Raw genomic sequence first — 25,854 nt, 5'->3', positions numbered from 1 at the left:
ATCGCCGCTGAAAACCATCTTTACCTCGTGACAGATCCACAGGGAGACGTGACCGCACCGTTGGTCCCGGGCGCCGAGAAGGCCGGCCCCGCCGCACCGCGCTCGCCGCTGGCCGTCGGCCGCAAACTCCTGGCGCTGGCGCTGCTCGGCGTGATCGTCGGCGGTGTCGTCGCGGGCGCCGCGCTGCCGGTGAGCGCCACGGCCGGCATGGCGGCGAAGCTGGCCGGTGACTCGTTCGAGGACCTGCCCAGCGACCTGCAGGTGCCACCGACCCCGCAGGCGTCGTACATCTACGCCAATGACGGCAAGACGCAGATCACCCAGTTCTGGGAGGAGAACCGCACCGACGTCGGCATCGACGACATCGCGCCGGTGATGAAGGACGCGATCGTGGCGGCCGAGGACACCCGCTTCTACGAGCACGGCGGCATGGACCTCAAGGGCCTGCTGCGCGCGTTCGTCTCCAACAGCCGGGGCGGCGAGGTGTCCGGCGCGTCCACGCTGACCATGCAGTACGTCCGGAACGTGCTGAAGAACGACGAGTCCGCGACCGAGGCGGAACGGGACGCCGCGACCGAGGTCAGCACCGGCCGCAAACTCCAGGAGATCCGGTACGCGATCACGCTGGAGAAGAAGCTGAAGGACAAGGACGAGATCCTCCGCCGATACCTGAACATCGCGTTCTTCGGCAACAAGGCGTACGGCGTCTCCGCGGCCGCCCGCGCGTACTTCTCCACCACGCCGGACAAGCTCACGCTCGGCCAGGCCGCCATGATCGCCGGGCTGGTGAAGTCGCCGTACGCGTACGACCCGGTGAACAACCCGGAGGACCAGGCGGTCGGCCGGCGGAACTACGTGCTGAACGCGATGGTCGGCACCGGCGCGATCACCCGGGAGGAGGCGGACAAGGCGATCGCCGAGCCGCTGAACCTCAAGCCGACGGCCGCCACCAGCAACTGCACCGCCGTGCCCCGCACGCACAACAGCTGGGGCTTCTTCTGCGACTACTTCCTGTCCTGGTGGAAGCAGCAGGAGGAGTTCGGCCCGACGCCGGAGGACCGCGAGGAGCTGCTGAAGAAGGGCGGCCTGCGGATCGTCACGTCGATGGACCCGCGCATGCAGGACCAGGCCGCGGCCGAGTCGGTGCGCATCTACGACCACGACGACCCGAAGGCCGCGCCGCTGGCCGCGGTCGAGCCGGGCACCGGCAAGGTCAAGGCGCTGGCCATCAACCGGTACTTCAGCATCGAGCCGAACCCCGGCGGCGGCAACTACCCGAACACGGTCAACCAGTTCATCGCGGGCAGCGACGACTCGGCCGGATACCAGTTCGGCTCCACGTTCAAGCTGTTCGTCCTGCTGGCCGCGCTGGAGAACGGCTTTCCGCTGGACACCGGCTACACCACCAAGAGCCCGTTCAAGACGATCTACCCGGACGGCAGCGCGACCGCGTGCGGCGGGTTCTGGTGCCCGAGCAACGCGGACAAGACCTACCAGGACGGCTACCAGAACATGTGGACCGGGTTCGGCAAGTCGTCGAACACGTACTTCATCAAGTTGCAGCAGGAGGTCGGCGTCACCAAGGCCGTGGAGATGGCCAAGCGGCTCGGCATCCAGTTCCGCAACCAGCAGGACGCGGCCCTCGCGGCCAAGCCGAGCGGCTGGGGCGCGTTCACGCTCGGCGTCTCCGCGACCACGCCGCTGGACATGGCCAACGCGTACGCCACGCTGGCCGCGGACGGCAAGTTCTGCAAGCCGACCCCGGTCGTGTCGATCACCGATTCCACCGGCACGGTCAGCGACGCCGCGGCCAAGGTGGCGCAGCCGGAGTGCACGCAGGCACTGGACAAGGACGTGGCCCGGGCCGCGGCCGACGCCGGCCGCTGCGTGGTCGGTCAGCAGCCCACCTACGGCAGCTGCCCGGGCGGCACGTCCACGGAGCTGAGCGGCATGGTCGGCCGCCCGGTCTCCGGCAAGTCCGGCAGCTCGGACAACTACGCCACCGAGTCGTTCATCGCGTTCACGCCGCAGCTGGCGATCGCCGGGATCGCAGCCAACCCGGACAACCCCACCGACATCGTCGGCCTGGCCGCCCAGGACCAGGTGATCCGGTCGATCGGGACGCTGCTGCACGACGCGCTCGCGGGCCAGCCGGTCCGGGACTTCCCGGCGCCGAGCGAGAAGATCTCCTTCAAGTCCGGCTCCGCCGCCAGCCCCCAGCTGCCACCCGCCCCGAAGTCGTCGAAGTCGCCGTCCACGGAGGACTGACGCGCCGCGGGCCCGGCCGGGATCAGCCCGGCCGGGTCAGCGGGCGACCGCGGCGCGGACCGCGTCCCGGGAGGCGGTCACCTCGCGGCGGAGCACGTCCAGGTCGACGCCGGTCAGCCGGCCCGCGGACTTGCGGACCACGCCCGCCACCAGGACCGTCGAGATGTTCCGCGGATCGGCGCCGAGCACGAGCGTGCCGATCGCGTCGTTGAGCGGCATCGTGTTCACCGCCTCCGCGTCCACCACGATCAGGTCCGCCTGCCGGCCCGGGGTGAGCGCGCCGGTCACCGCGCCCAGGCCGATCGCGTGCGCGCCGTCGGCCGTGGCGAAGCCGAGCACGTCGCGGGTGGTGATCCGGCGCTCCGGCCGGGTGACCGCCCGCATGCGCTGCACCGCCAGCAGCACCCGCATCTGGGTGAACATGTCGCTCGCCAGCGCCACCTCCACGTCGATGCTCAGGCCCGGCCGTACGCCCGCGGCCAGCGCCTCGTCCACCGCCGGGATCGCGGTCTCCAGCCCGATCTGCGTGTCCGAGCTGGGCGCCAGCGAGACCGTCGCGCCGGTCGCGCCGATCGCCCGCCACGCGTCCGGCGTCAGGCCGGTCGCGTGGATCAGTTCCACGCCCGGCCCGAGCAGGTCCCGCCGCGCCCAGTCCAGGATCGCGGCCGAGGACGCGGCGCCGAAGACCGCGTCGACGCTGACCGCGATGTCCAGGTCGCGGGCGACGGCCGCCAGCGACGGGCCGTAGACCAGGTCCGGGCCGACGATGTCGGTGGCGAGCGCGGCCAGCCGCAGCGTGATCAGCCCGCCGTCCGGCAGCGCGGCGCGCAGCCGGGCCAGGTCGGCCGGCCACTGCCGGTCCCACGCCCCGAAGTGCGGTCCCATCGACGCGTGCACGCCGCGGATGCCGGTCGACGCCAGGCCGCGGATCGCCGCGTCCGAGTGCGCGGCCGACCGTGAGTTGTGCGAGAAGTCCAGCATCGTGGTGATCCCGGCGTCCAGCGCGGACAGCGCCGCCAGCCGAGTGCCGGTGTACATGTCCTGCGGCGTGTAGGCGGGTGCGACGCCGGCCAGCGTGGACGACAGGTACTCGCCCAGGTCGCCGACGTCCGGGATGGTCCGGCGCATCTGTGCCTGCCAGGCGTGCCGGTGCGTGTCCACGAAGCCCGGCGCCACGATCGCGCCGCGGGTGTCGACCACCTCCGCGTCCCGCGCGGCCGGGTGATCGCGCAGGTCCGCCCCGACCGCGACGATCTCCGTGCCGGAGACCAGCACGTCGCCGCGCTCGAGGTCGCCGAGCGCCGGGTCCATGGTGACGACCGCGCCGCCGGTGAAGAGCATCGCCATGATCAGGAGTCCTTCCGGGTGAACGTGTAGCCGGCGTGGTGCAGCAGGCCGCCGTCGAACCGGCCGTAGGCCCAGAAACCCAGGTCGTCGCGGTACACGATGTGGTCGTCGTAGATCCGGAACGCGCCCCGGTAGGCGTGTGGGCGCCCGCCGCGCGTCTCGTCGTAGCGGCCGTCCGGCGTGAGGTGCTGGTGGATGTAGCCGGTCGAGTCGATCCAGGTGCCGAGGTGCGGCGACGAGGACGGGCCCGGCACGGCCTCGACCGAGGACACCATCGCGCCGTCGACGACGAACGTGGCGTCACGCGGCCACAGCACCGCCATCTCCGGCGGCCCGGCCGGCAGCACCGCGAACGTGGCCGGGTTGCCGGCGGCCAGCGGCCCGGCGAACAGCGGCGCGATCATCCGGCCGCGGAGCTCGGTCACCGGCACGCCACCGGCCGGCAGCCCCGGCCCGATCGCGGCGATCCGGCCGTCCTCGACGCGCAGGTCGAGACCGGCCACCGGGTCCGGCGTGCAGATCATGGCGCCGGTGAAGAGTCGCGCACTCATGGCGTACCCCCTGGTGATCGTCGGTGTTGATGCATGTCCACCCTGCGGCGGGCGCGGCGGCCGAACCAGGGTGCACCCCACCCAGGCACGTTCCGGCCCCGGGCCGGTGCGGTCGCCGGTAGCGTGGTGATCGACGGCAGCGTGGGCTTAACAGGGACGAAACGTGCCGGTGCCAGCATCGATGGCCCGGAGCGGACATGGAGGTCGGAGACTTGTTCCTCAGCCGGCACGAGCAGGATCGGCTGCTCATCCACGTGGCCGCGGACGTGGCGCAGAAGCGCCGGGCACGCGGCCTGCGCCTGAACCATCCGGAGGCGACCGCGATCATCACGGCGTTCATCCTGGAGGCGGCGCGGGACGGCCGGACCGTGGCCGAGCTGATGGAGGCCGGGCGGACCGTCCTGACCCGCGAGGACGTGCTCGAGGGCGTGCCGGAGATGCTGGCCGAGGTGCAGATCGAGGCGACGTTCCCGGACGGCACCAAGCTCGTCACCGTGCACGAGCCGATCCCGTAGGGGGCCAGCGTGATTCCCGGAGAGATCCTGCCCGGCGACGGGGAGATCGAGATCAACGCCGGTAAGCCGGTGCTGACGCTGCCGGTGGCGAACACCGGTGACCGGCCGATCCAGGTGGGCTCGCACTACCACTTCGCGGAGGCGAACCCGGCGCTGGAGTTCGACCGGCGGGCCGCGTGGGGGCACCGGCTGGCGGTACCGGCCGGCACGTCGATGCGCTTCGAGCCGGGCGTGCCGCGCGAGGTCGGCCTGGTGCCGCTCGGCGGCCGCCGCATCGTCCCCGGCCTGCGCGGCGAGGCCGCCGGCCCACTGGACAAGGACCACACCCGATGAGGATCGACCGGCGACGGTACGCCGCGCTCTACGGCCCGACCACCGGTGACCGCATCCGGCTGGCCGACACCGACCTGCTGATCGAGGTCGAGGAGGACCGCAGCGGCGGCGGTGACGAGGCGGTCTTCGGCGGCGGCAAGGTGATCCGCGAGTCGATGGGCCAGTCGCTGGCCACCCGCGCGGAGAAGGCGCTGGACACCGTGATCACCGGCGCGGTCGTCCTCGACCACTGGGGCATCGTCAAGGCCGACGTCGGCATCCTGGACGGCCGGATCGTCGCGCTCGGCAAGGCCGGCAACCCGGACACCATGGACGGCGTGCACCCGGATCTGGTGATCGGCCCGGGCACCGAGGTGATCGCGGGCAACGGCAGGATCCTCACCGCGGGCGCGATCGACTCGCACGTACACCTGATCGCGCCCGGCATCCTGGAGGAGGCGATCGCCTCCGGCATCACCACGATCATGGGCGGCGGCACCGGCCCGGCCGAGGGCACCAAGGCCACCACGGTCACGCCGAACGCCTGGTACCTGTCCCGGATGTTCGAGGCGCTGGACGTCTGGCCGGTGAACGTACTGCTGCTCGGCAAGGGCAACACGGTCTCCGAGGAGTCCATGTGGGAGCAGCTGCGCGGCGGCGCCGGCGGTTTCAAGCTGCACGAGGACTGGGGCACCACGCCCGCCGCGATCGACGCCTGCCTGCGCGTCTGCGACGCGTCCGGCGTGCAGGCCGCGATCCACACCGACACGCTCAACGAGGCCGGGTACGTGCAGAGCACGCTCGCCGCGATCGCCGGCCGGTCGATCCACGCCTACCACACCGAGGGCGCGGGCGGCGGGCACGCGCCGGACATCATCACGGTCGCGTCCGAGCCGCACGTACTCCCGTCGTCGACGAACCCGACCCGGCCGTACACCCGCAACACGCTCGCCGAACACATCGACATGCTGATGGTCTGCCATCACCTCAAGCCGTCGATCCCCGAGGACCTGGCGTTCGCGGAGAGCCGGATCCGCCCGACCACGATGGCGGCCGAGGACGTGCTGCACGACCTGGGCGCGATCTCGATGATCGGCTCGGACTCGCAGGCGATGGGCCGGGTCGGCGAAGTGATCATGCGGACCTGGCAGACCGCGCACGTGATGAAGGCGCGGCGCGGCAGCCTCCCCGGCGACGGCGGCAAGGACAACCTCCGGGCGCGGCGGTACGTGGCCAAGTACACGATCGCCCCGGCCGTGGCGCACGGCATCGACCGCGAGGTGGGGTCGGTCGAGCCGGGCAAGCTCGCCGACCTGGTGCTCTGGGACCCGGCGTTCTTCGGCGTCCGGCCCGCACTGGTGATCAAGGGCGGCATGATCGCCTGGGCCCAGATGGGCGACGCGAACGCGTCCATCCCGACGCCGCAGCCGATGCTGCCCCGCCCGATGTTCGGTGCGTACGGCAGCGCACCGGCCGCGACCAGCGTCGCGTTCGTGGCCGGGGCGGCGATCGAGGACGGGCTGGCGGACCGGCTCGACGTCCGGCGCCGCCTGGTCCCGGTCGCGAGCACCCGGAGCGTGGGCAAGGCCGACCTGCCGCTGAACGACGCCACACCGCGGATCGAGGTGGAGCCGGACACGTTCACGGTTCGCATCGACGGCGACGTGGTCGAGCCGCAACCGGTCGACTCGCTGCCGATGACCCAGCGCTACTTCCTGTTCTGATGACCGGCTCCGGCTCGCTCGCCACGCTGCTCGTCCTCGCGGACGGGCGGCTCCCGGCAGGCGGGCACGCGCACTCGTCCGGCCTGGAGGCCCAGGTCAGCGCGGGCCGGGTGCGCACGCTGACCGACCTGGCCGGCTTCCTGACCGGCCGGCTGGCCACCGGCGGGCTGGTCGCGGCGGCGTTCGCGGCCGCGGCCTGTGCGCGGACCGCCGCGCTGGCGGAGCTCGACGCCGGTCTCGACGCCCGGACGCCGTCACCGGCGCTGCGCACCGCCTCCCGCGCACAGGGCCGCGCGCTGCTGCGGGCCGGCCGCGCGATGTGGACGGTGCCCGCGCCGCACCGCCCGGACGTGCACCAGCCGGTCGCGTTCGGCCTGATCGCGGCCGCGGCCGGCCTCCCGCCAACGCACGCCGCGGTGGCCGCCGCCCACGGCACGGTCAGCGGCCCGGCGAGCGCGGCCGTCCGGCTGCTCGGCCTGGACCCGTACGGCGTGCACGCGCTGCTCGCCCGGCTGGCCACGGACTGCGACGCGGTCGCGGCCACCGCACTGACCTACCTGGACAAGCCCGTCGACGAGCTGCCGGCCGACGGTGCGCCGCTGCTGGACATCGGCGCCGAACACCACGCCACCTGGGAGGTGCGTCTCTTTGCCTCATAAGGACACCGACGGCACGATGCCCCACGGTCACGGACCGATGGACGCCGGCCCGGACCCGCACACGCCACCGCCCCCGGACGCCCGCGCGCTCCGGGTCGGTATCGGCGGCCCGGTCGGCTCCGGCAAGACCGCGCTGGTCGCCGCGCTGTGCCGGTCACTCGGCGACGAGCTGCGGCTCGCCGTCGTCACCAACGACATCTACACCACCGAGGACGCCGACTTCCTGCTGCGCAACGGCGTGCTCCCGGCCGCCCGCGTCCGTGCCGTCGAGACCGGCTGCTGCCCGCACACCGCCATCCGCGACGACATCTCCGCGAACCTGGACGCGGTCGAGGACCTGGAGGCCACGCTCGGCCCGCTCGACCTGATCCTGGTGGAGAGCGGCGGCGACAACCTCACCGCCACGTTCAGCAAGGGCCTGATCGACGTACAGATCTTCGTGGTGGACGTGGCCGGCGGCGACAAGGTCCCGCGCAAGGGCGGCCCCGGCGTCACCACCGCCGACCTGCTGGTCATCAACAAGATCGACCTGGCCCCGCTGGTCGGCGCGGATCTCTCGGTGATGGACCGCGACGCCCGCGCCCGGCGCGGCGACCTCCCGACCATCTTCCAGTCGATCGCCGAGGACCGGGGCGCCTCCCAGGTCGCGGCCTGGGTCCGCACCCAGGTCACCGCCCGCGTCACGGCCGCCACATGACAAACCCTTCCGGGGGTACGCCCGCAGCCGCCCACCGGCCGCATCACCACGTCGCTCCGGCGTCCCACCGGCCACGGCCGCCGCACCCCGCGGCGGCGTGGCGTGCCGGGCCGCTCACGGCCCGGTCCGGCCCGCAAACCCTGGCGCGGCCCACCGGACCGTTCCCGGTGCGGCCCACCGGACCGTTCCCGGTGCGGCCCACCGGACCGTTCCCGGTGCGGCCCACCGGGCCGATCCCGATGCGGCCCACCGGACCGATCCCGATGCGGCCTGCCGGGCCGATCGCGGTGGCGCCGGAACGCCGGCGTGCGGCGCGGTGCGGCGCGGGAGCCGGCTGATGCGGGCCACCGCGCGGATCGTGGCGGTGCCGGACGGCCGGGGTGGCACCGGCCTGCCCACGCTGGCCGGTGAGCCGCCGCTGCTGGTCCGCCGGACCGGTGCCCGGCAGCCGGGCGTACCCGCGGAGGTGCACCTGGTCGGCGGCGCCGCCGGGCCGCTCGGCGGCGACCGGCTGCGCATCGAGATCACCGTCGAGTCCGGCGCCGCGCTCACCGTCCACACGGTCGCGGCCTCGATCGCGCTGCCCACGCCGCGCGCACACGGCCGGCCGGACACCTCGCTGGTCGAGGTGCACGCGACGGTCGCGCCCGGCGGCGTCCTGCACTGGCTGCCCGAGCCGCTGATCGGCGCGACCGGCTGCGACCACGACGCGGTCACCGTGGTCGACGTCGCGAACGGTGGCACCCTCATCTGGCGCGACGAACTGGTGTGCGGCCGCCACGACGAGCCCGCCGGCGACGTCCGCCTGCACACCACGATCCGCTACGCCGGCCGCACGCTCTACCGCCACGACCTCTCCGTCGGCCCGGCCGCGCCCGGCTGGTCCGGCGCCGCCGTCCTCGGCTCCGGCGCACGGGCGTCCGGCTCGCTCATCATGATCGACCCGGTGTGGGCCGACGGCGGTCCACCCCCGGCCGCACCGATCGGCGACACCGCCGCCGTGATGCCGCTGCCCGGCCCGGCAATCCTCGCCACCGCGGCCGGCACCGACCTGCGCGCGGTCCGCGGCCCACTGGACGCGTGCCTGCACCTCGCGTCCGTGCGAGCCGGCTGAGCGCCCGCGTACCGGTGGCGCGCACCGGCGGAGCCGCTGCCGAGCCGTCGGCGCGGGAGGTGGCCGATGTGATCGTCAGGCTCGTCCGGCCTCACGTTCCGCGGTGGTCCGCGGCCCGTACGGCCGGGACATCACCGGCTCCCGGTCCCGCACCGTCCGCTTCCCTTTCCGGCGTGGCCTCCGGCGCCGCGGACGACTCCCCGGCCGCGGGCGGCACGGACGCCTCGGGCCGGGCTCCGACGGGGTCCGCCGCCAGGGCCGGTACCGGTGTGCCGGCCCCGGGCACCGGGAGCGGCGTGCCCGGACGGGATCGGCGGGCGGGCCAGAGCAGGACCGCGAACGTGATCGGGATGAGGGCGAGGCTGACGTACGTCGAGGGCTGGAAGCCGTTGATCTTCGGGTGACCGTCGATCGCCAGGTCCAGGAAGACCAGCAGGCTCTGCACGACCACCAGGCCGGTCAGCGGCGCGCGGCGCGGATGGCGCCAGAGCGCGATCGCCCCGGCCGGAACCAGCGCGGGGAACGCGTACAGGCTGAACCGGCCCCAGTCGCCGCCGACCACGAACTGCGCCAGGACCGGGATCATCAGCCAGCCGAGGCGGCCGGCGTACCGGAAGCCGTAGAGCCCGAGCGCCCACCAGATTCCGAGTGACGTGCCGGCGGCGATGCCGAGCGCGGCCACGATCCCCTGGTCGTCGAGTTTCATCCCGACGATCCGCACACCGGCCTGGACCAGGAGGTCCTGGGTCGGCCAGCCGTGCGCGGGCTTCGCCTGCACCGCCGTGGTGGCGAGCAGGCCGGGGCCGACCACCAGCGCCACCCGGATCGCCGCCCGCCAGTCGATCCACTTCTCCCGGAAGATCATGTAGAGCGGCACCGCGTACGCGATCACGGTCTCCCGGGCCAGCGCGGTCGCCACCAGCAGCAACGGCAGCACGGCCGTCCAGCCGGACAGCGCGGCCAGCATCGACCAGGCGAGCAGCGCCATCGCGGCGGGGTCGATGAGGTACGGCTGGTACAGGTAGAAGAGCCAGCCGGGCAGGCTGAGCAGACCGGCCATCGCCACGTAGGCGGCGCCGCGCGGGCCGCCGAGCCGCCGGGTCAGCAGATAGGCCGCGACCCCGCCGGAGGCCAGCGCGATCGCGTTCAGCAGCTGATAGGCCTCGCGATAGTGGTACCGCCCGCCGATCTCGTTCGCCAGCAACGGCATCAGGATCCGGTAGGTGTACGGCGTGTGCACCTGCGCCCGCGGGTTGTCCGCCAGCCGCAGGTAGTGCAGCGCGTCCCCGCCGGGTGACCACACGGTCGGCAGGATCAACAGCCAGATCCCGGTCAGCGTCACCGCCGCGCCGACGGCGAGCGAGACCTCCCGGACCATGGGCGAACGGAGTTTCCCCGCGGCCGTCGATGCCGTCGCCGGGATGCCCGGTGCCGCGCGTCGCATGTTCATCACGCACACCCAGACGCCGCTGCGCATACACGGGTTGCACCAGTGCCATTCGGATTTCGCGTCGATACGGAGGCATCTGCGAACTATCGCGTTCCGGACAGTGAGCGGCCACGATCACGCAGGCACGCACTCGCCGAAGGCGGCAATAGCGGCATATCCGCCAGGACGACGACAGCCCCGCCCTGTTCAGCATGCGTTGATTCACGCTAAGTGGACAGAAGTTGACCTTCCGTCATTGATTGAGCAGCGTCCCGCCGCCGGAGGGATCAGGTCGACATTCGACACCATATGGCTGTCCAGCTCGTAAAACGGGCCCTTCAGGCGTCTCCCTGGTCGGAGCGGGCGTGACACGCACTTGCATAATCCAGTGATGGCACGGGATTCGGGGAGCGGACCGCCCAGCGGCGGGTCCGACATCGTTACGGTCGAGCTCACGGCCGCGGAAGCGGCTTCCGGCACGACGAAGACCATCGCGCTGCCGCCGGACGGGCGGCTCATCGCGATCAACCTGCCGGCGGGCATCGGCGACGGCGCGATCCTCCGGCTTCCGCGCAACGACGCCACGTCCACGGACGGTCCACCGGAACTCACCATCCACATCAAGATCACATCCGGCGGCACGGCCGGCGAGCCCACCTCGATCATTCCGCTGCCGACGCCGTACGACGAGACGAAGCCGATCACGCTCCCCGGCGACGGCGAGAAGAACACCGCGCTCCCGGCCGGCCAGGACCGCACCACGGTCATCCCGGCACCGGACAGCGACGCGGACGAGCGCACCACGGTCTTCGCGACCACCCCACCTCCGGCTGACGACGACCGCACCACGGTCCTCTCCACCCGCACTCCCCCGGCTCCTCACGTCACCGAGCCACCTGCCGAGGCCGCACCTTCGGCTTCGGCTTCGGCTTCGGCTTCGGCTTCGGCTTCGGCTTCGGACGAGGATCGGACCGCGGTCATCCCGGCCGGCTCCGCGACCAGCGCGACCCCGGCGACCGGCTCCGACGCCGACCGCACCGCCGTCATCCCGGCCGCCGCGGCCCCGGTGCCCGCGACCGTCACGGACGAGGACCGGACCGCGGCCATCCCCACCGGTGCCCCGGCCACCCCGGCGGCCCCGGCCGCCGTCCCCGCCGCCGGCGACGCCCCGCAGACGGACGCCGACCGCACCGCGGTCATCCCGGCCGGCTCCGCGGCCAGCGCGACCCCGGCAACCGGCTCCGACGACGAGCGCACCGCCGTCATCCCAGCCGGCGCGACCGCGACGACCGGCGCTGACCGGGCCCCGGGCAACACCACCGGCTCCGGAGAGACCGCGCGGACCGCCGCTACCGACGAAGACCGGACCACGGTGATCCCGGCCGGTTCATCCACCGCCGTCATCCCAGCCGCCGCCGTACCGGCGGGGTCGGCCGCCACGGCGGCGACCGCGAGCGCCGCGGACGAGGACCGGACGGCCGCGATCCCGGTCGCCGCCGCGGGGCAGACGCCGTCGGAGGAGAAGAAGGCCGCGGACGACGACAAGACCGATCCGGGCATCGCCCCGGCCGTGCTCGCGGCCGGTGCCGCCGGAGCCGCGGGAGCGGCCGCCGGTGCCACCGCCGCGAGCGCACAGCCGGGCGACACCGCGGCCCGGCCGGCCACCCCGCCGTTCAACGCGGAGACCACCCAGCACGTGCCGGCCGACGCCACCCCGGCACCCGCCGCAGCCGACGCCACCCCGGCACCCGCCGCAGCCGACGCCACCCCGGCTCCGGTCGCAGCCGACGCGACGCCGCCCGGCTACACGCTGCCGGGCGGGACCGCGCCGAATGCCGCGAGCGAAGCGGCCGCTGCCGGCCTCCCGCCGACGTCGGGCTCGCCCTCGACGGCATACCCGCCCACGCCCGGACCGGGTTACCAGTCGCCTCCCGGCGCCGCCTCGCCGGCCTACCCGCCGGTGCCCGGCACTCCCGGGAACCCGCCGGTCTCCGGGGCTCCCGCGCAGTCCTACCCGCCCGTGCCCGGCACCCCCGGATACCCGCCGGTCTCCGGCGCACCCGCGCAGTCCTACCCGCCGACCCCGGGCACGCCCGGCTACCCGCCGGTCTCCGGCGCCCCGGCCGGCGGCCATCCGCCGGCGTCCGGTGCGCCCGGTTACCCGCCCGTGTCCGGGGCTCCCGGCTACCCACCCGTGTCCGGCGTGCCCGGCCAGCCCGCGTCCGGCGCCCCGGGTTACCCGCCGGTTCCCGGCACGCCCGGATACCAGCAGAACCCGAACGCCGCCGGTACGCCCGGCTACCCGCCGCCGGGCACGCCCGGCTACCCCACCTCGGGCGCGGGTGCCGCCGGTTACCCGACGTCGGGTGTGCCGGCGTCCGGTGGCCCGAACGGGCCGGTTCCCGGTGCGCAGGTGTGGGGTCAGCCGCCGCAGTCCGGCACGCCCGCGTGGGGGCAGCCCGGCGCGTACCCGCTCGGTGCTCCCGGCGGTTTCGCCGCTCCGCCGCAGCCGAAGCCGAAGCGCACCACCGGCCTGATCGCCGGGGTGGCCGTGCTCGTGGTGCTGCTCTGTGCCGGTGTGGTGGCCGTACCGTGGGTGCTGAACAGCGGCGACCCGGAGCCGGGCCCGTCCGGGAACGGTGCCGGCCCCGCGCCCGCGACCAGTCAGGCCGCGGTCGCGATGACCACCGCGCAGTACCAGGCGGTGCTGTCCGCGCTGGACGCGGACGTGCAGCCGGCCTGGGACGCGATGAACCGGACCACGAAGCCGGACGCGCTCTCCTCGGCCGCGGACGATCTGGGTGAGATGCTCGGCCTGCAGGCCGACGAGCTGGCCCGGGTGACGCCGCCGGAGGAGGTGGCGGACGAGCACAACTTGCTGGTCGACGCGCTGAACGCGCTGAGCACGGACGTGCTGGACAGCAGCCTCTCCGCGGAGGGGTCGGCGCTGTGCACCGGTTCCTCGGCGGTCAACCTGCTGTCCCGGTCGGACGGCGGCGCGGACCTGCGGGACGCGGCGACCGCGCTGAGCTCGGCGGACCTGAAGGTCGGCGGGTGGATGCCGAAGGCGCTCAAGGAGGAGAACCGGCGGCCCCCGAACGGCAACTACTACCGGCGCATCCAGGGTGGCCTCGGCGAGCTGAAGGTCGACAACGGCGGTGACCACGACGCACTGATCAACCTGGTGAAGAACGGCCAGACCCGCCCGGAGGTGTCGTTCTACGTCCAGGCGAAGGGCAACTTCACGGCGAGCTCGATCCACGACGGCGCGTACACGATCTACGTGACCAGCGGGTCGGACTTCGACGGGACGCGGTTCAACCGGGACTGCGACTTCAGCAAGTTCGACGAGGCCATCACGTACGAGACGACGAACAGCCAGTACACGATCTGGGAGATCAGCCTGGAGGCGACGGCCGGCGGCAACGCCAGCACCAGCGACGTCCCGCCGGGTTCCTTCCCGGAGTGAACTGAGTGAGTGATCGAAAGGCCCGGTCTCCGGCCGGGCCTTTCGCGTGCTCAGCCGTAGATGGCCTGCGGGATGATCGCGGGCGGCACGCCGAACGTGCGCAGCAGCGCCTCGGTCAGGTGGTCGGCCGCGGTCCGCTCGCTCCACCCCAGCGTGGTGGTGAGGTCGATCACCACTCGCTCGTCGAAGATCGTGACCCACATCAGCACCGCGAACCGGACGTCCTGCTGCGGCAGCCGTCCGCGCGTCATCGCGGTCTCCACCAGCCGCGCCAGCCGGTCGTACAGTGCGCCGATGAACGGGTCCTCCATGTTCCGCCGGGCCAGCAGGCCGCGCGGCGAGCGCATGTGGACCGCGGCCGCGCCCCAGCGGGTGGCCTGCGCCACCCACTCGTGACACAGAACACGGATGTCGCCGAGCGGGTCGTCGCCGACCGGCAGCCCGTCGAACGCCTCCAGCAGATCACCCATCAGATCCGCGAAGTACGCATCGACCGCGCTGCCTGTGTCGGAGAAGTTCCGGTACGCGGTGGCGGTCGAGATCCCGGCTCGCTCGGCCGCCTCGGCCAGCGGGAACTCGGTGCCGCGCTCCGCGATCAGCTCGCCGACGGCGGTCAGCAGCGCGGAGCGGCGGAGCCTTGCGTCGCTGCGCCGGGGGCGGTCGTCGTCCTCGCTCACTCCGAGGGCCGGCGCGGCCCGGCGTCCAGTTGGCAGCGACATGTCGGGATTGTATCGCCCGCGCTTGGCACGCCCTCGTAACGAGATCGCAAAGTGGTCGCGTCACACTCCCAACTGAGAAGATCTTCTCACTTTCTTCGGGAGGCAGGTTCATGTCCACGAGACAAACCCGCGTCGCGGTGATCGGTGCCGGCGCGGTCGGCCTGGTGGTCGCGGAGGCGGCGCACGACGCCGGTCACGACGTCGTGCTCTGCGCGCGCACCCGGCCGGAACGCCTGGTCATCGAGCGCACCGATCGCGTGCGCGAGCTGGACGTACCCGTGCTGGTCGATCCGGGCGAGGCGCAGCCGGCCGACTGGGTGCTGCTGGCCACCAAGGCGCAGGACGTGGCCGGTGCCGCCGCCTGGTTCGACGGCCTGGTCGGCCCGGACACCACGGTCGTGGTGCTGCAGAACGGCGTCGACCACGCCGAGCGCGTCGGCCCGCTCCTCCCGTCCGGCACCACGGTGCTGCCCGCGCTGGTCTACGTTGCCGCCGAGCTGCTGGACCGCGGCCACGTGCTGCACCGCCGGGGCGCTCGCCTCACGGTGCAGGGCTGCCCGGACACCGCGGGCGCCGAGTCCCTGACCGGCTTCACGACCGCGTTCACCACCGCACCGGCGGCACCGGCCGCCGCGAACCGCACCGCCGCACCAGCGGCAGGCACCGGCTCGCTTCCCGGGGAGCGGTTCGCCGCGCTGATGGCCGGTTCCGGCCTCGCGGTGGAACTGGTAGCGGACTTCCGCACCGCGGCCTGGCGCAAGCTGCTGACGAACGCGGCCGCCAACCCGATCACCGCGCTCACCATGCAGCGCATGGTCGTGATCCAGCAGAACGAGTCGGTACGCGAGCTGACCCGCGGGCTGCTGCGCGAGGCGGTCCGGGCCGGCATCGCCGAGGGCGCGGCGCTGACCGCGGACGACGTGACCCGCACGCTGCAGGTCTACGACGAGTTCGCGCCGGACGACGGCACGTCGATGCACTACGACCGGGCCGCCGGGCGCGCCACCGAGCACGAGCTGATCACCGGCGCGATAGTCCGGCTCGGCGACCGGCACGGCGTGGACGTGCCGCTCAACCGGGCCGTTCTCGCGCTGATGCGGGGCCTGAACCACAAGTAGTCATCCCCTGAGCGCCCTGCCGCACCAACCCCGCGGCAGGGCCTCTCCATGTCCGCCGCGTCCGCACGGACAAGGACGACCTGATCGCCGCCTGTGCGGCCGGGGCGCTACGGCCGGACCCGCTCGCATGATCCTCAGTCACGGCCCGTTACGCGGAGCGCGACGAGCGTCTCCTCGTTCGGATGAACGACACCAGGCGGGCGGGCCGATGACTGATTCGCGAACGATACTCATGGTTAGATCCGCGCATGGTCATGCGTCGCGGTCTCCCGCCGGCCGCGGTCCTGGCGACCTCCGTGCTGCTCGGCGCCGGTGGTGCCCTGACGCTCGCGTACGGGTTGTCCGGCGACCCGATGGGCAGCGTCCTCCCGCCGTGGTCGCTGGTGCCGTACGGCGCGCTCTATCTGTTGCTGGCCTGGGCCGTGCTCCGCGGTCACGGCTGGGGCCGCGTGCTGCTGCTGCTCCTCTGCGGCGCCGGTGCCGCGCTGGCCGTGGCCCGGATGACCCAGGAGACCGTGCTGGCCGGCCTGCCCTCGCTCGGCTGGCCGGTCATCTACGCCGCGCTGGTCAGCACGCCGAGCGCCCGCGCCTGGTTCCGCCGCCCGCCGGAGTCGGCCGAGGACGCGTTCTTCGACCCGATGCGCGGCCCGCGCGAGAACCACCCGGCCGACCGGACCAGTGAGAACCACCCGGCCGGCCCGGCGCGCGGCACGCGCGGGGACGACACGACCGCGCCGCCGCCGGTACGCCGTGATCGCCCCACGGACGACGGCCAGTGACACAATCACCGGCATGATCGAGATCGCGGTGACCGGCGTGACCGGCCATCTCGGCGGCGCGGTCGCCCGCCGTCTCTGCGCCGCCGGCCATCCGCTGCGCCTGATCGCCCGCTCCCCCTCACGCGCCCCGGCGCTGCCGCGCTCGACCGTGGCCGCCGCCTCGTACGGCGACCACGACGCCGTGGCCCGCGCGCTGCGGGGCACCGAGGTCGCGCTGATGGTCTCCGCCGCCGAGTCCGCCGACCGCCTCGACGAGCACCGCACGTTCATCGACGCGGCCGTCACCGCGGGCGTACGCCATCTGGTCTACATCTCGTTCTTCGGCGCCGCCGCCGACGCGGAGTTCACGCTGGCCCGCGACCACCACGCCACCGAGGAGCACCTGCGCACCTCCGGTCTGACCTGGACCGCGCTGCGGGACAACCTCTATGCCGACTTCCTGCTCACGCTGGCCGGCCCGGACGGCGTCATCCGCGGCCCGGCCGCCGACGGCCGCGTCTCCGCCGTGGCCCGCGCGGACGTGGCGGACTGCGCCGCCGCGGTGCTGCGCTCCCCCGCCGGCCACGCGCACCGCACGTACCACCTGACCGGCCCGGAAGCGGTCGGCCTGGCCGACGTGGCCGCGCTGCTCACCGCGCACACCGGCCGCCCGGTCGGCTACCACGCCGAGTCCCTGGCGGAGGCCCGCGCGTCCCGGGCGCACTACGCCGCGCCGGCCTGGCAGCTCGACGCGTGGATCTCCACCTACACCGCGATCGCGTCGGGCGCGCTCGCCCCGGTCACCGCGGACGTGCCGCTGCTCTCCGGGCACCCGGCGACCCCGATCCGCGCGCTCCTGCCCACGCCCTGAGCGCGGCCGTACCGCTACGGCCGTGCGATGGCCGGGAACAGGTGGCTGACCTCCGGCGGGCCGTCCGCCAGCGCGCGGGCCCGCTCCTCCGCCGCCCGGTCCGCCCCGGTGAGCCGGCCCTCGTGCTGACGAAGGTGCTCCGCCCAGGACGGCACCAGGTACACCTCGACGAACGTGCCGGCACCGGCACCGTCCTGGAAGAGCCCCCACCGGTACGCCCCGGTCCGCTGGACGGACCGGCGGACCGCGTCCATCGCGGTGATGAACGCCGCCGTGTTCTCCGCCGTGACCCGGTAGCGCACCGAGACCAGCACCGGCCCGGCGCGCAGGTCCGGTTCGAGCGTCAGGTGCGGCTCCGGCCAGAAGACCGCGGGCGCGCGGTCCATGTCCCGGGTGTCGATCAGCGGCCAGAGGCGCAGCGTCAGCGTTCCGGTCAGCATCACGCCGGCCGCGGCGGACAGCGCGACCGGCAGGCTGGCCGCGTCCGCGAGCAGCCCCCAGGCCAGCGCCGGCAGCGCCTGGGCCGCGGCGACGACGATCTGGTAGATGGACAGGCCCCGGGCCCGCACCCAGCCGGGCAGGAAGAGCTGCATGGACGCGTTTATCGTGGACAGCACCGCGACCCAGGCCAGGCCGGCCGGGAGCAGCGCGACCAGGACCACCGCGGGCGTCCGGAGCAGGCCGAGCACGGCCAGCACAGCCGCGTAGATCACGCCGGCGGCGAGCAGCATCTGGTTGTTGGAGACCCGGTCGCGGATCGGGGCGAGCAGGAACGCACCGGCGACCGCGCCGGCGCCGAGCACGGCGAGCATCAGGCCGTACCCGCCGGAGCCGAAGCCGAGCCGCTGGCTGGCGACCAGCGGCAGCAACGCCCAGAGCGCGTTGCCGGGCGCGATGAACAGGATCGCGCGGAGCAGGATCCGGCGGACCACCGGGGAGTGCCGCACGTAGCGGCTGCCGGCCCGGACCGCGGAGGTGAACGGCTCCGGCGTGCGCGGCACGCCGGCGGTGCCCGGGCGCCAGGCCGCCAGCACGGCCGCGAACAGCACGAACGTGAGCGCGTTGATCCCGAAGACCACGGCGGCGCCGGCCTGCGCGATGAGCAGCCCGGCGACCGCGGGTCCGATCGCGCGGGCCGCGTTGACGCTGATCGAGCCGAGCGCGGACGCGGAGACGAGCTGCTCGCGCGGTACCAGGTCGGGGATGGTGGCCTGCCAGGCCGGCAGCGTGAGCGCCTGACCGGCGCCGAGCGCGAACGTGAAGGTCAACAGCAGTGCCGGTGGTACGTCACCGAGCGCGGTGACCAACGTCAGTGCGCCGCCGACCAGTGCGAGCGCGGTCTGCACGGTGAGCAGCAGGCGGCGCCGGTCGAGGCCGTCGGCCAGCGCGCCGGCCGGCAGTGCGAGCAGGAAGACCGGCGCTAGGCTGGCGGTCTGCACCAGCGACACGAGCGTGGACGCGTTCGGTTCGCTGACCAGCAGCCACTGCGCGCCGACCGTCTGCATCCACAGGCCGACGTTGCTGACCAGCACCGCGAGCCAAAGATTGCGGTAGACGGCGATGCGCAGCGGCCCGGTGATCGACACATCGCAGTGTATGCCCGGGAGCGCGCCCGTTATGCGGCGCGGCCGGGAACCCCTCGCGCAACGGTGGGCCGGGCTGTCAGGCTGCGTCCATGGAAGAGACGCAGCGCAGCCGCACGTACGGCTGGACGGATCCCGCGGCGGTCGCCGCTCACCTCGGCCGCCGCGACGGTCTGGACCTGATCCGGGCGATGGCCGCGGGCGAGCTGCCGGCACCGCCGATCATGCAAACGGTCGGCATCGCGGGCATGGAGGCGAAGGAGGGCTGGATCGGCCTCGAGCTGGAGCCGCAGGAGTTCCACTACAACCCGCTCGGCTCGGTGCACGGCGGCGTCATCTCGACGCTGCTGGACACGGCCGCCGCGTGCGCGGTGCACACCACGCTGCCGGCCGGCGTCGGTTACACCTCGCTGGACCTGAACGTGAAGTTCGTCCGCCCGGTCACGATCGCGACCGGCCGGGTGCGCTGCGAGGGCACGGTGCTCAACCGCGGCCGCCGGACCGCGCTAGCCGAGTCCCGGCTCACCGACGCGGCCGGGCGGCTGCTCGCCCACGCCACGTCCAGCTGCCTGATCTTTGACCTGCCGTGACTTCTCAGCCGGGCCGGGGCCGGGCCGAATGGACCGGCCACTGACCCCGGCCGACCAGGAGCGACGACATGGCCATGCTGCGTCCGGCCGGGTGGCCGCTGGTCATCGTGGCCGGGGCGTGGGTGTCGCTGCTCGCCGCCCACCTGTCCGGGCTGCTGCCGGACGACGGCCTGCTGTTCCGGCGCGGCATGCTGCTCGGGTCCGCGCTGGCCGCCGCCGCCTGCTGGATCGCCGGTGCCCGCGCGCTGCCACCGGTGCGCCGCGCCTGGTGGTGGATGGCAGCCGGCTGGACCGTGCTGGCCGGCGCGATCCTGGCGTACGCGGTGGCGGATCTGCTCGGCGTGGCGCCGTCCTGGGGGCCGGTCGCGATCCAGACCTGTCGCCTGCTGTGGGCGCCGCTGATGCTGACCGGCGTACTGTCGTTCCCGATGCGGCCGCTCTCCGGGCGGGAACGGCTCACGTTCGCGGCCGACATCACCACGGTCGTCGGTGGCGGCTTCATGATCATGTGGTACTTCCTGATCGGCCCGATGCTCGCCCGGGGCGGTGCCGGGCTGCACGCGCTGCTCGGCGTCGCGTTTCCGCTCACCGACCTGGCTTTGCTGTTCGGTGTGTGCACGCTGCTGCTGCGCAGCGGCATCACCGCGGTCCGGCACCCGCTGACCGCGCTGATCGCCGGGCTGGCCGTCTGCCTCGCGGCGGACCTGTACTGGTCGTACGACGCGGTGCACGGCGAGATAGACGTGGACAGCGGCTGGCGCACGGTGCCCACACTGCTGATGATCACCGGGGTGTTCCTCGCCGCGGCCGCGGCGGCGGCGCGGATCGCCCGGCCGGTCGACGTCCGCCCACCGGCCGATGACCGGCTGGCCCGCTCCGCGACGCAGCTGCCGTACCTCGCGCTCTCCATCGGGTACGCGCTGCTGCTCGCGGCCACCGCGCAGGAGCGCGCGCTGTTCCCGTGGGGCGGGCTGGTGGCCGGTATGATCGTGATGACCGGCGCGGTCGCGGCCAGGCAGATCCTCGCGATGCGGGAGAACCACGAGCTGGTGATCAGCGACGCGCTGACCGGCCTGGCCAACCGGGTACGGCTCCGGGCCAGCCTGGACACGGCCGTGCGGCGCCAGGTCACGCACGGCGAGGTGGCCGCCGTGCTGCTGATCGACCTGGACGGCTTCAAGCGGTTCAACGACACGCGCGGGCACGAGGCCGGTGACGCGGTGCTGATCGCGTTCGCGGACGTGCTGCGGCAGTGCGTCCGCCAGTCGGACACGGCCGGACGGCTCGGTGGCGACGAGTTCGCGGTGGTGCTGCACAAGGTCGGCGACGCGGAGCAGGCCGAGGTGGTCGCCCGGCGGATCCTGGCCGCAGCCGCGCGGGAGCTGACGGTCGACGGCGTACCGTCCGGGATCGGCGTCAGCATCGGCATCGCGCTGACCACCGCCGACGACCCGGCCGACGTGGTCCGGCACCGCGCGGACATGGCGATGTACCAGGCAAAACGCCGGGGCGGGCACCGGTACGAGCGGTGGACCGAGGGCTTCGAGGACCTGGCCGCGACGGAGAGCGTGCTGGCCGGTGAGCTGGGCGGCGCGGTCGGCTCCGGGCAGTTGCGCGTGTTCTACCAGCCGATCGTCACGCTGGCGACCGGCGAACCGGTCGCGGTGGAGGCGCTGGTCCGCTGGCACCACCCGGAGCGCGGCCTGATCCCGCCGGACCGGTTCATCCCGCTGGCCGAGCAGACCGGCGCGATCGAGAAGATCGGCCTGTTCGTGCTGGAGGAGGCGGCCCGGCAGGTCGTGGCGTGGCAGCGGCTGCCCGGCCGGGCGCATCTGCGCGCCGGGGTGAACCTCTCACCGCGCCAGCTCGCCTCGCCGGGGCTGGTGGACCAGGTGTCCGCGATCCTCGCGCGCACCGGCCTGAGCCCGCACGACCTGGTGCTGGAGCTGACCGAGAGCGCGGTGGCCGACGACGGCGTGTGCGTGACGCGCCTGGAGGAGCTGCGCCGGCTCGGCATCCGGATCGCGCTGGACGACTTCGGCACCGGCTACTCCTCGCTGCGCTACCTGACCCGGCTGCCGGTGGACATCCTCAAGCTGGACCGCTGCTTCGTGTCCGAGCTGAACGGCGAGCCGGAGGGTTCCGCGGTCGCGGAGGCGGTGATCCGGCTGAGCCAGGTCCTGCACCTGGACACCGTGGCCGAGGGCATCGAGACGGCCGCGCAGGCGACCGAGCTGACGCTGCTCGGCTGCCGTACCGGACAGGGCTACCACTACGCCCGGCCGATGCCGGCCGCGGAGCTGGAGGAGCTGATCCACACCTCACCGGCACTCGGCGGCCGGTGAACGGGACCGCCAAACGGTGCAAAAACATAAAGACCCCGTGTCAACCGGTCGATTGGCCGGTTGCGGTCCGGTTGCGTCCGGTCCGGATTCGGGGGATGACTGATGAGCACTGAGGCCTCCTCGGCCGCCCGGCACGGCGGCCCGGCGCGCTTCTTCACCGACCGGGGTGTGAACGCGAAGATCCTCTCCGCCGTGGCCGTGGCCTCGGTGGCCGCCGGTGTGATCGGTGTTACCGGCTTCGTGCAGCTCGACTCGCTGGCGGACCGGAACGAGCAGCTGTACCGGGACAACGTCGCACCGCTGACCACGCTGTCGTCGCTGCAACGCGACTTCCAGGGCTGGCGTGCCCGGGTGCTGGAGTACGGCGGCGCAAGCGCGGCGACCCGGACGACGCTCCGCGGCGAGATGGACGACCGAGAGGGCAGGATCGAGGCGGGTTCCGCCGCATACGCGCCCTTCGCGGTGGACCCCGAGGCCATGCCGGCGTTCAACGCCAGCTACGGGAAGCTGGTCGACATCGCCGAGAACCAGCTGCTCCCGCTGGCCGAGCGCGGCCAGACGGACCAGTTCTTCACCGGCTACCGCGACGTCCTGCTGCCGGAGATGACGGTGGCCAGCGACGCGATCGAGGCGGAGAACGAGGCCGAGGCGGCGCAGGCGAAGAAACGCGCTGACGAAGGCGCCGCCACCGCGGCCACCGGCGAGCGGACGCTGGTGATCGTCGGCATCGTCGGCGTGCTGCTCGCGATGGCGCTCGGCGTCTGGGTGGCCCGGCAGATCGTCGGCCCGCTGGCCCGGGTCCAGCGCTCGCTGTCCCGGATGGCCGAGGGCGACCTCACCGACGAGCCGGACGTGCACGGCAAGGACGAGGTCGGCCAGATGGCGGCCGCGCTCACCCGCGCGCTGCGGCAGACCCGCGAGGTGGTCGCGTCCGTCGGCGCGGCGTCGCACAGCCTCGCCGCCGCGGCCGAGGAGACCTCGGTCATCGCGAACCAGATCGCCAAGAACGCGGAGGAGGCCTCCACCCAGGCCAAGGTGGTCTCCGCCGCATCCGAGGAGGTGTCCCAGGGCGTGACCACGGTCGCGGCCGGGTCCGAGGAGATGGGCGCCGCGATCGGCGAGATCGCGCAGAGCGCGAACAACGCGGCCGAGGTCGCCGGGCAGGCCGTGGCCGTCGCGGAGTCCACCAACCAGACCATCGCCACGCTCGGCGAGTCGTCCCGCCAGATCGGCGACGTGATCAAAGTGATCACCGCGATCGCGGAGCAGACCAACCTGCTCGCGCTGAACGCCACCATCGAGGCCGCCCGCGCCGGAGAGGCCGGCAAGGGCTTCGCGGTCGTCGCCACCGAGGTCAAGGACCTGGCCCAGGAGACCGCGCGGGCCACCGAGGACATCTCCCGCCGGGTCGAGGCGATCCAGGCCGACAGTAACCAGGCGGTCACCGCGATCCAGGAGATCGCCGAGGTGATCGGCCGGATCAACGACTACACCACCACGATCGCGTCCGCGGTCGAGGAGCAGTCCGCGACCACGGCCGAGATGAACCGCAACGTCGCCGAGGCGGCGAGCGCCACCGGCCAGATCAGCGCCAGCATCGACAACGTGGCCGAGAACGCCCGGATCACGGCCGAGTCCGTCGCCGACGCCCAGCGCTCCGCCGCCGAACTGTCCCGGATGTCCACCGAGCTACAGACCACGGTCTCCCGCTTCACGTACTGACGAGGGCCCGAGGGCCCCCGTCAGCAGCGGGGTTCGGTGGCGATGAAGTACACGAAGAACGAGTAACCGAACGTCACGTCCCCGGCCACCGGCTCGGTGCGGCACACCCTCACCGTGCGCAGGGAACCGTGTCGACGAACCACACCGCATAATTCAGGTGATAGGGCCCGACCTCGATCGGTTCCTCGCTGCGGCACCACCCGTCCTTGGCCGTCGTGATCACGTAGGTGCCGTACGGCACGTCCGAGAACACCACCTCGCCGTTGATGTCGGTGACCCCGCTGATCCCGGCACCGAGGCTGACCGTCGCGCCGGCCAGCGGCCTCTCCTCGGGGTCGTAGACCGGGACCGTGACGGTGTACGGCACGATCACGCTGACGCCGCCGGGGATCTTCGCGCTGGCGCGGCCCAGGGTGTCCACCGCCGCGATCCAGAACGACACCCCACCGGTCGCGGGCGCGGTCAGTGTGAAGCGCGCCTCCCCGCCCGGCGCCTCCGGCGTCAGCGTCTCGTACGGCGCCGCGCCGCTCCGCGAGTACCGGAACGCCACCACGTTGCTGTCGCCCCGGCCGCCGATCGTGAACGTCACGGTCTCGCCGGGGCGGACCGCCGGTGCCGACGCGACGATCGTCGGCACCAGCGGCAGCGAGACCGATTCGAAGTCCCGCACGGGCACGACCCGGTTGTGGATCGACACGTCGTCGACCGCGCCGCCCAGCGGCTCCGCCGGGCCGCCGCGCCGGAACCCGCGCCCGATCACGACCGCACCGTCCGCCGCGAAGCCGTGGGTGAGCGTCGCGGCGGCGGCTTGCGCCACCCCGTTGACGTAGAGACGCAGTGCGCCGCCGGCCGCGTCGTAGGTACCGGCCAGATGTGTCCACCGACCGGCGACCGCGGCCTCGTCCGACCCCGCCGCCCGGATCTCCGGATCGTCGGTGTCCGCCTCCGCCATGGCGAAGCTCCACCGGCCGTCCCGGACGCCGAGCGTGAACGCGGCGGTACGTGCGCCCTCGACGCTCACCGCGGTCCGCGCCGCGGCGGCCGGGTCGTCGGCGCGCACCCAGGCCTGCACCGTCAGGCTGTCCGAGGTGTCGAGCGGCTTCGCGGCACCGGTGTCCGGATCGGCGGCCGCGATCGGGCCGGCCGTCGTCGCGACGTCGCCGGCGGCGCCGAGCGACAGGCCGGTGCCGAGACCGCCCCGGGCGGGCGTGCGTGCGGCCGCACCCGCGAACGCCAGGTGGTTTCCGTTTCCGCTGGTGTCCCCACCGGGTGCGGACGCGTCGTCGAACGACCAATGCGCCACCGGCCCCGGCAGCTGACGCACCCAGAAGTCGACCGTGACGGGCGTGGAGAACAGCCCGGTGCGCTCACGGGACCAGACCCACAGCGTGGTCATGCCGGTGGTGACCGGCATGACGGTCACGTCGGCGCTGCCGTCCGGGTTCGCGGCGACGACCGGCGCGGCCCCGGCCGAGACTCCGCTGCTCGGCGCGTACGCGTAGGCGTCCACCGAGTCCGGCGCGGTCACCGGCGGGCTGACCCGGAAAACGGCCGGTGAGCCGATCGTGACGGAGGGCTGCGCGAGCACCACGGCCGACGGCGGTGCCGGTGGTGTCGTGTCGATCGAGAACTCGCACTCGGCCGACCACTCGCCGGCCAGCGCCCCGTCGAAGGTCCGCGCCTGCCATGCATAGGTCAGTCCGTCCCGGAGCCCGGACAGCGGCACCGAGGTCACACTGCCGTTCGGCGCGCCGGTCGCGCGCTGGTCGGCGTCCGCGTACGCCGCACCGAGCACCCGCCACCTGAACGTCGTGGTGAGGCCCTGCGCCGGGTCCGGGTCGGAGACCCGCGCGCTGAGTGTCGGCTCAATGGTGTGCACCCACGGCCGGTCCTCGCCGGTCGCGCAGTCGCGCCGGTCGCTGCGGAGGTCGGCGGGCACGTTCGGCGGGGCCGCGGCCAGGGCCGGTGCCGCGGGCAGAGAGACGAGGAGGACGGCCGTCGAGACGGTCAGGAGACGCACGAGCGCCATCAGGGATCCTAACGCCACAGTGGACAGACGTTCG

20 protein-coding genes are annotated in these 25,854 nt (G+C 73.5%); 14 read left to right on the top strand and 6 right to left on the bottom strand.

Features of this window, described 5'->3' with window-relative positions; genetic code table 11:
• The first annotated feature begins 48 nt into the window (after nucleotides 1-48).
• Nucleotides 49-2,268 carry a transglycosylase domain-containing protein gene (locus tag J2S42_RS32810; protein WP_307245458.1) on the top strand — a complete coding sequence of 740 codons (2,220 nt, stop codon included), beginning with the start codon at nucleotides 49-51 and terminating at the stop codon, nucleotides 2,266-2,268.
• A gap of 36 nt (nucleotides 2,269-2,304) precedes the next feature.
• Here the strand turns inward: J2S42_RS32810 and J2S42_RS32805 are convergent, their stop codons facing one another.
• Nucleotides 2,305-3,615 carry an amidohydrolase family protein gene (locus J2S42_RS32805; RefSeq protein WP_307245456.1) on the bottom strand — a complete coding sequence of 437 codons (1,311 nt, stop codon included), beginning with the start codon at nucleotides 3,613-3,615 and terminating at the stop codon, nucleotides 2,305-2,307.
• A gap of 2 nt (nucleotides 3,616-3,617) precedes the next feature.
• On the bottom strand, nucleotides 3,618-4,166 hold the full coding sequence (locus tag J2S42_RS32800) for an Atu4866 domain-containing protein (protein ID WP_307245454.1): 549 nt from the start codon (nucleotides 4,164-4,166) through the stop codon (nucleotides 3,618-3,620).
• Between the two features lie 212 nt (nucleotides 4,167-4,378).
• Between J2S42_RS32800 and J2S42_RS32795 the strand changes: the two genes are divergently transcribed.
• The 6 genes from J2S42_RS32795 to J2S42_RS32770 all read left to right on the top strand — a co-directional run bounded on the left by J2S42_RS32795 (nucleotide 4,379) and on the right by J2S42_RS32770 (nucleotide 9,187).
• Complete coding sequence (locus J2S42_RS32795; protein WP_307249164.1) at nucleotides 4,379-4,681, top strand: urease subunit gamma; 303 nt, start codon at nucleotides 4,379-4,381, stop codon at nucleotides 4,679-4,681.
• A 9-nt stretch (nucleotides 4,682-4,690) separates the two neighbouring features.
• The gene (locus J2S42_RS32790; protein ID WP_307245452.1) at nucleotides 4,691-5,014 is read left to right on the top strand and encodes an urease subunit beta; all 324 of its coding nucleotides are present in this window, start codon (nucleotides 4,691-4,693) and stop codon (nucleotides 5,012-5,014) included.
• Nucleotides 5,011-6,717 (top strand): urease subunit alpha, encoded by a 1,707-nt coding sequence (locus J2S42_RS32785; protein WP_307245450.1) that lies wholly within the window; start codon nucleotides 5,011-5,013, stop codon nucleotides 6,715-6,717. Before J2S42_RS32790 ends, J2S42_RS32785 begins: the two co-directional genes overlap by 4 nt.
• Nucleotides 6,717-7,376, top strand: coding sequence for an urease accessory protein UreF (locus tag J2S42_RS32780; RefSeq protein WP_307245448.1), 660 nt, complete (start codon nucleotides 6,717-6,719; stop codon nucleotides 7,374-7,376). Before J2S42_RS32785 ends, J2S42_RS32780 begins: the two co-directional genes overlap by 1 nt.
• A gap of 37 nt (nucleotides 7,377-7,413) precedes the next feature.
• Entirely contained in the window at nucleotides 7,414-8,073 is a 660-nt protein-coding gene (gene ureG / locus J2S42_RS32775) for an urease accessory protein UreG (RefSeq protein ID WP_307245447.1), read from the top strand.
• Nucleotides 8,074-8,410: 337 nt separating this feature from the next.
• A complete protein-coding gene (locus tag J2S42_RS32770) occupies nucleotides 8,411-9,187 on the top strand; it encodes an urease accessory protein UreD (RefSeq protein WP_307245445.1) in 777 nt (258 codons plus the stop codon).
• Between the two features lie 91 nt (nucleotides 9,188-9,278).
• On the opposite strand, the gene J2S42_RS32765 is transcribed toward J2S42_RS32770, so the two are convergent.
• A complete protein-coding gene (locus J2S42_RS32765) occupies nucleotides 9,279-10,637 on the bottom strand; it encodes a hypothetical protein (protein ID WP_307245444.1) in 1,359 nt (452 codons plus the stop codon).
• Nucleotides 10,638-11,007: 370 nt separating this feature from the next.
• Here J2S42_RS32765 and J2S42_RS32760 point away from each other — a divergent pair, with 370 nt between their 5' ends.
• On the top strand, nucleotides 11,008-14,085 hold the full coding sequence (locus J2S42_RS32760; RefSeq protein WP_307245442.1) for a hypothetical protein: 3,078 nt from the start codon (nucleotides 11,008-11,010) through the stop codon (nucleotides 14,083-14,085).
• Between the two features lie 50 nt (nucleotides 14,086-14,135).
• Here the strand turns inward: J2S42_RS32760 and J2S42_RS32755 are convergent, their stop codons facing one another.
• Nucleotides 14,136-14,804: a TetR/AcrR family transcriptional regulator gene (locus J2S42_RS32755; RefSeq protein WP_307245440.1), complete on the bottom strand. Its 669-nt coding sequence runs from the start codon at nucleotides 14,802-14,804 to the stop codon at nucleotides 14,136-14,138.
• A gap of 110 nt (nucleotides 14,805-14,914) precedes the next feature.
• Between J2S42_RS32755 and J2S42_RS32750 the strand changes: the two genes are divergently transcribed.
• The 3 genes from J2S42_RS32750 to J2S42_RS32740 all read left to right on the top strand — a co-directional run bounded on the left by J2S42_RS32750 (nucleotide 14,915) and on the right by J2S42_RS32740 (nucleotide 17,551).
• Nucleotides 14,915-15,922: a 2-dehydropantoate 2-reductase gene (locus tag J2S42_RS32750; RefSeq protein ID WP_307245438.1), complete on the top strand. Its 1,008-nt coding sequence runs from the start codon at nucleotides 14,915-14,917 to the stop codon at nucleotides 15,920-15,922.
• A gap of 248 nt (nucleotides 15,923-16,170) precedes the next feature.
• Complete coding sequence (locus J2S42_RS32745; protein ID WP_307245436.1) at nucleotides 16,171-16,701, top strand: hypothetical protein; 531 nt, start codon at nucleotides 16,171-16,173, stop codon at nucleotides 16,699-16,701.
• A gap of 13 nt (nucleotides 16,702-16,714) precedes the next feature.
• Nucleotides 16,715-17,551 (top strand): SDR family oxidoreductase, encoded by an 837-nt coding sequence (locus J2S42_RS32740; RefSeq protein ID WP_307245434.1) that lies wholly within the window; start codon nucleotides 16,715-16,717, stop codon nucleotides 17,549-17,551.
• A gap of 14 nt (nucleotides 17,552-17,565) precedes the next feature.
• Here the strand turns inward: J2S42_RS32740 and J2S42_RS32735 are convergent, their stop codons facing one another.
• On the bottom strand, nucleotides 17,566-19,137 hold the full coding sequence (locus J2S42_RS32735; protein ID WP_307245432.1) for an MFS transporter: 1,572 nt from the start codon (nucleotides 19,135-19,137) through the stop codon (nucleotides 17,566-17,568).
• Nucleotides 19,138-19,226: 89 nt separating this feature from the next.
• Here J2S42_RS32735 and J2S42_RS32730 point away from each other — a divergent pair, with 89 nt between their 5' ends.
• From J2S42_RS32730 to J2S42_RS32720, 3 genes are all read left to right on the top strand, one after another.
• Nucleotides 19,227-19,724, top strand: coding sequence for a PaaI family thioesterase (locus J2S42_RS32730; RefSeq protein WP_307245430.1), 498 nt, complete (start codon nucleotides 19,227-19,229; stop codon nucleotides 19,722-19,724).
• Between the two features lie 68 nt (nucleotides 19,725-19,792).
• Nucleotides 19,793-22,069, top strand: a complete 2,277-nt coding sequence (locus J2S42_RS32725) for a putative bifunctional diguanylate cyclase/phosphodiesterase (RefSeq protein ID WP_307245428.1) — start codon at nucleotides 19,793-19,795, stop codon at nucleotides 22,067-22,069.
• Between the two features lie 102 nt (nucleotides 22,070-22,171).
• On the top strand, nucleotides 22,172-23,791 hold the full coding sequence (locus J2S42_RS32720; RefSeq protein WP_307245426.1) for a methyl-accepting chemotaxis protein: 1,620 nt from the start codon (nucleotides 22,172-22,174) through the stop codon (nucleotides 23,789-23,791).
• A gap of 109 nt (nucleotides 23,792-23,900) precedes the next feature.
• On the opposite strand, the gene J2S42_RS32715 is transcribed toward J2S42_RS32720, so the two are convergent.
• A complete protein-coding gene (locus J2S42_RS32715) occupies nucleotides 23,901-25,820 on the bottom strand; it encodes a LamG-like jellyroll fold domain-containing protein (RefSeq protein WP_307245424.1) in 1,920 nt (639 codons plus the stop codon).
• Nucleotides 25,821-25,854: the final 34 nt, after the last annotated feature.

Source organism: Catenuloplanes indicus, from assembly GCF_030813715.1.
Classification (GTDB): Bacteria; Actinomycetota; Actinomycetes; order Mycobacteriales; family Micromonosporaceae; genus Catenuloplanes; species Catenuloplanes indicus.
The sequence above is the reverse complement of the archived record's forward strand: the minus strand, read 5'-3'. Positions and strand labels throughout refer to the sequence as shown.

Excerpts from the sequence above, each read along its gene's own strand:
- J2S42_RS32745 (WP_307245436.1), top strand. The coding sequence starts at position 16,171 with ATGGTCATGCGTCGCGGTCTCCCGCCGGCCGCGGTCCTGGCGACCTCC.
- J2S42_RS32770 (WP_307245445.1), top strand. The coding sequence starts at position 8,411 with ATGCGGGCCACCGCGCGGATCGTGGCGGTGCCGGACGGCCGGGGTGGC.
- J2S42_RS32780 (WP_307245448.1), top strand. The coding sequence starts at position 6,717 with ATGACCGGCTCCGGCTCGCTCGCCACGCTGCTCGTCCTCGCGGACGGG.
- J2S42_RS32750 (WP_307245438.1), top strand. The coding sequence starts at position 14,915 with ATGTCCACGAGACAAACCCGCGTCGCGGTGATCGGTGCCGGCGCGGTC.
- J2S42_RS32740 (WP_307245434.1), top strand. The coding sequence starts at position 16,715 with ATGATCGAGATCGCGGTGACCGGCGTGACCGGCCATCTCGGCGGCGCG.
- J2S42_RS32720 (WP_307245426.1), top strand. The coding sequence starts at position 22,172 with ATGAGCACTGAGGCCTCCTCGGCCGCCCGGCACGGCGGCCCGGCGCGC.
- J2S42_RS32725 (WP_307245428.1), top strand. The coding sequence starts at position 19,793 with ATGGCCATGCTGCGTCCGGCCGGGTGGCCGCTGGTCATCGTGGCCGGG.
- J2S42_RS32805 (WP_307245456.1), bottom strand. The coding sequence starts at position 3,615 with ATGGCGATGCTCTTCACCGGCGGCGCGGTCGTCACCATGGACCCGGCG.
- J2S42_RS32730 (WP_307245430.1), top strand. The coding sequence starts at position 19,227 with ATGGAAGAGACGCAGCGCAGCCGCACGTACGGCTGGACGGATCCCGCG.
- J2S42_RS32785 (WP_307245450.1), top strand. The coding sequence starts at position 5,011 with ATGAGGATCGACCGGCGACGGTACGCCGCGCTCTACGGCCCGACCACC.
- J2S42_RS32760 (WP_307245442.1), top strand. The coding sequence starts at position 11,008 with ATGGCACGGGATTCGGGGAGCGGACCGCCCAGCGGCGGGTCCGACATC.
- J2S42_RS32715 (WP_307245424.1), bottom strand. The coding sequence starts at position 25,820 with ATGGCGCTCGTGCGTCTCCTGACCGTCTCGACGGCCGTCCTCCTCGTC.
- ureG (WP_307245447.1), top strand. The coding sequence starts at position 7,414 with ATGGACGCCGGCCCGGACCCGCACACGCCACCGCCCCCGGACGCCCGC.
- J2S42_RS32765 (WP_307245444.1), bottom strand. The coding sequence starts at position 10,637 with ATGAACATGCGACGCGCGGCACCGGGCATCCCGGCGACGGCATCGACG.
- J2S42_RS32800 (WP_307245454.1), bottom strand. The coding sequence starts at position 4,166 with ATGAGTGCGCGACTCTTCACCGGCGCCATGATCTGCACGCCGGACCCG.
- J2S42_RS32755 (WP_307245440.1), bottom strand. The coding sequence starts at position 14,804 with ATGTCGCTGCCAACTGGACGCCGGGCCGCGCCGGCCCTCGGAGTGAGC.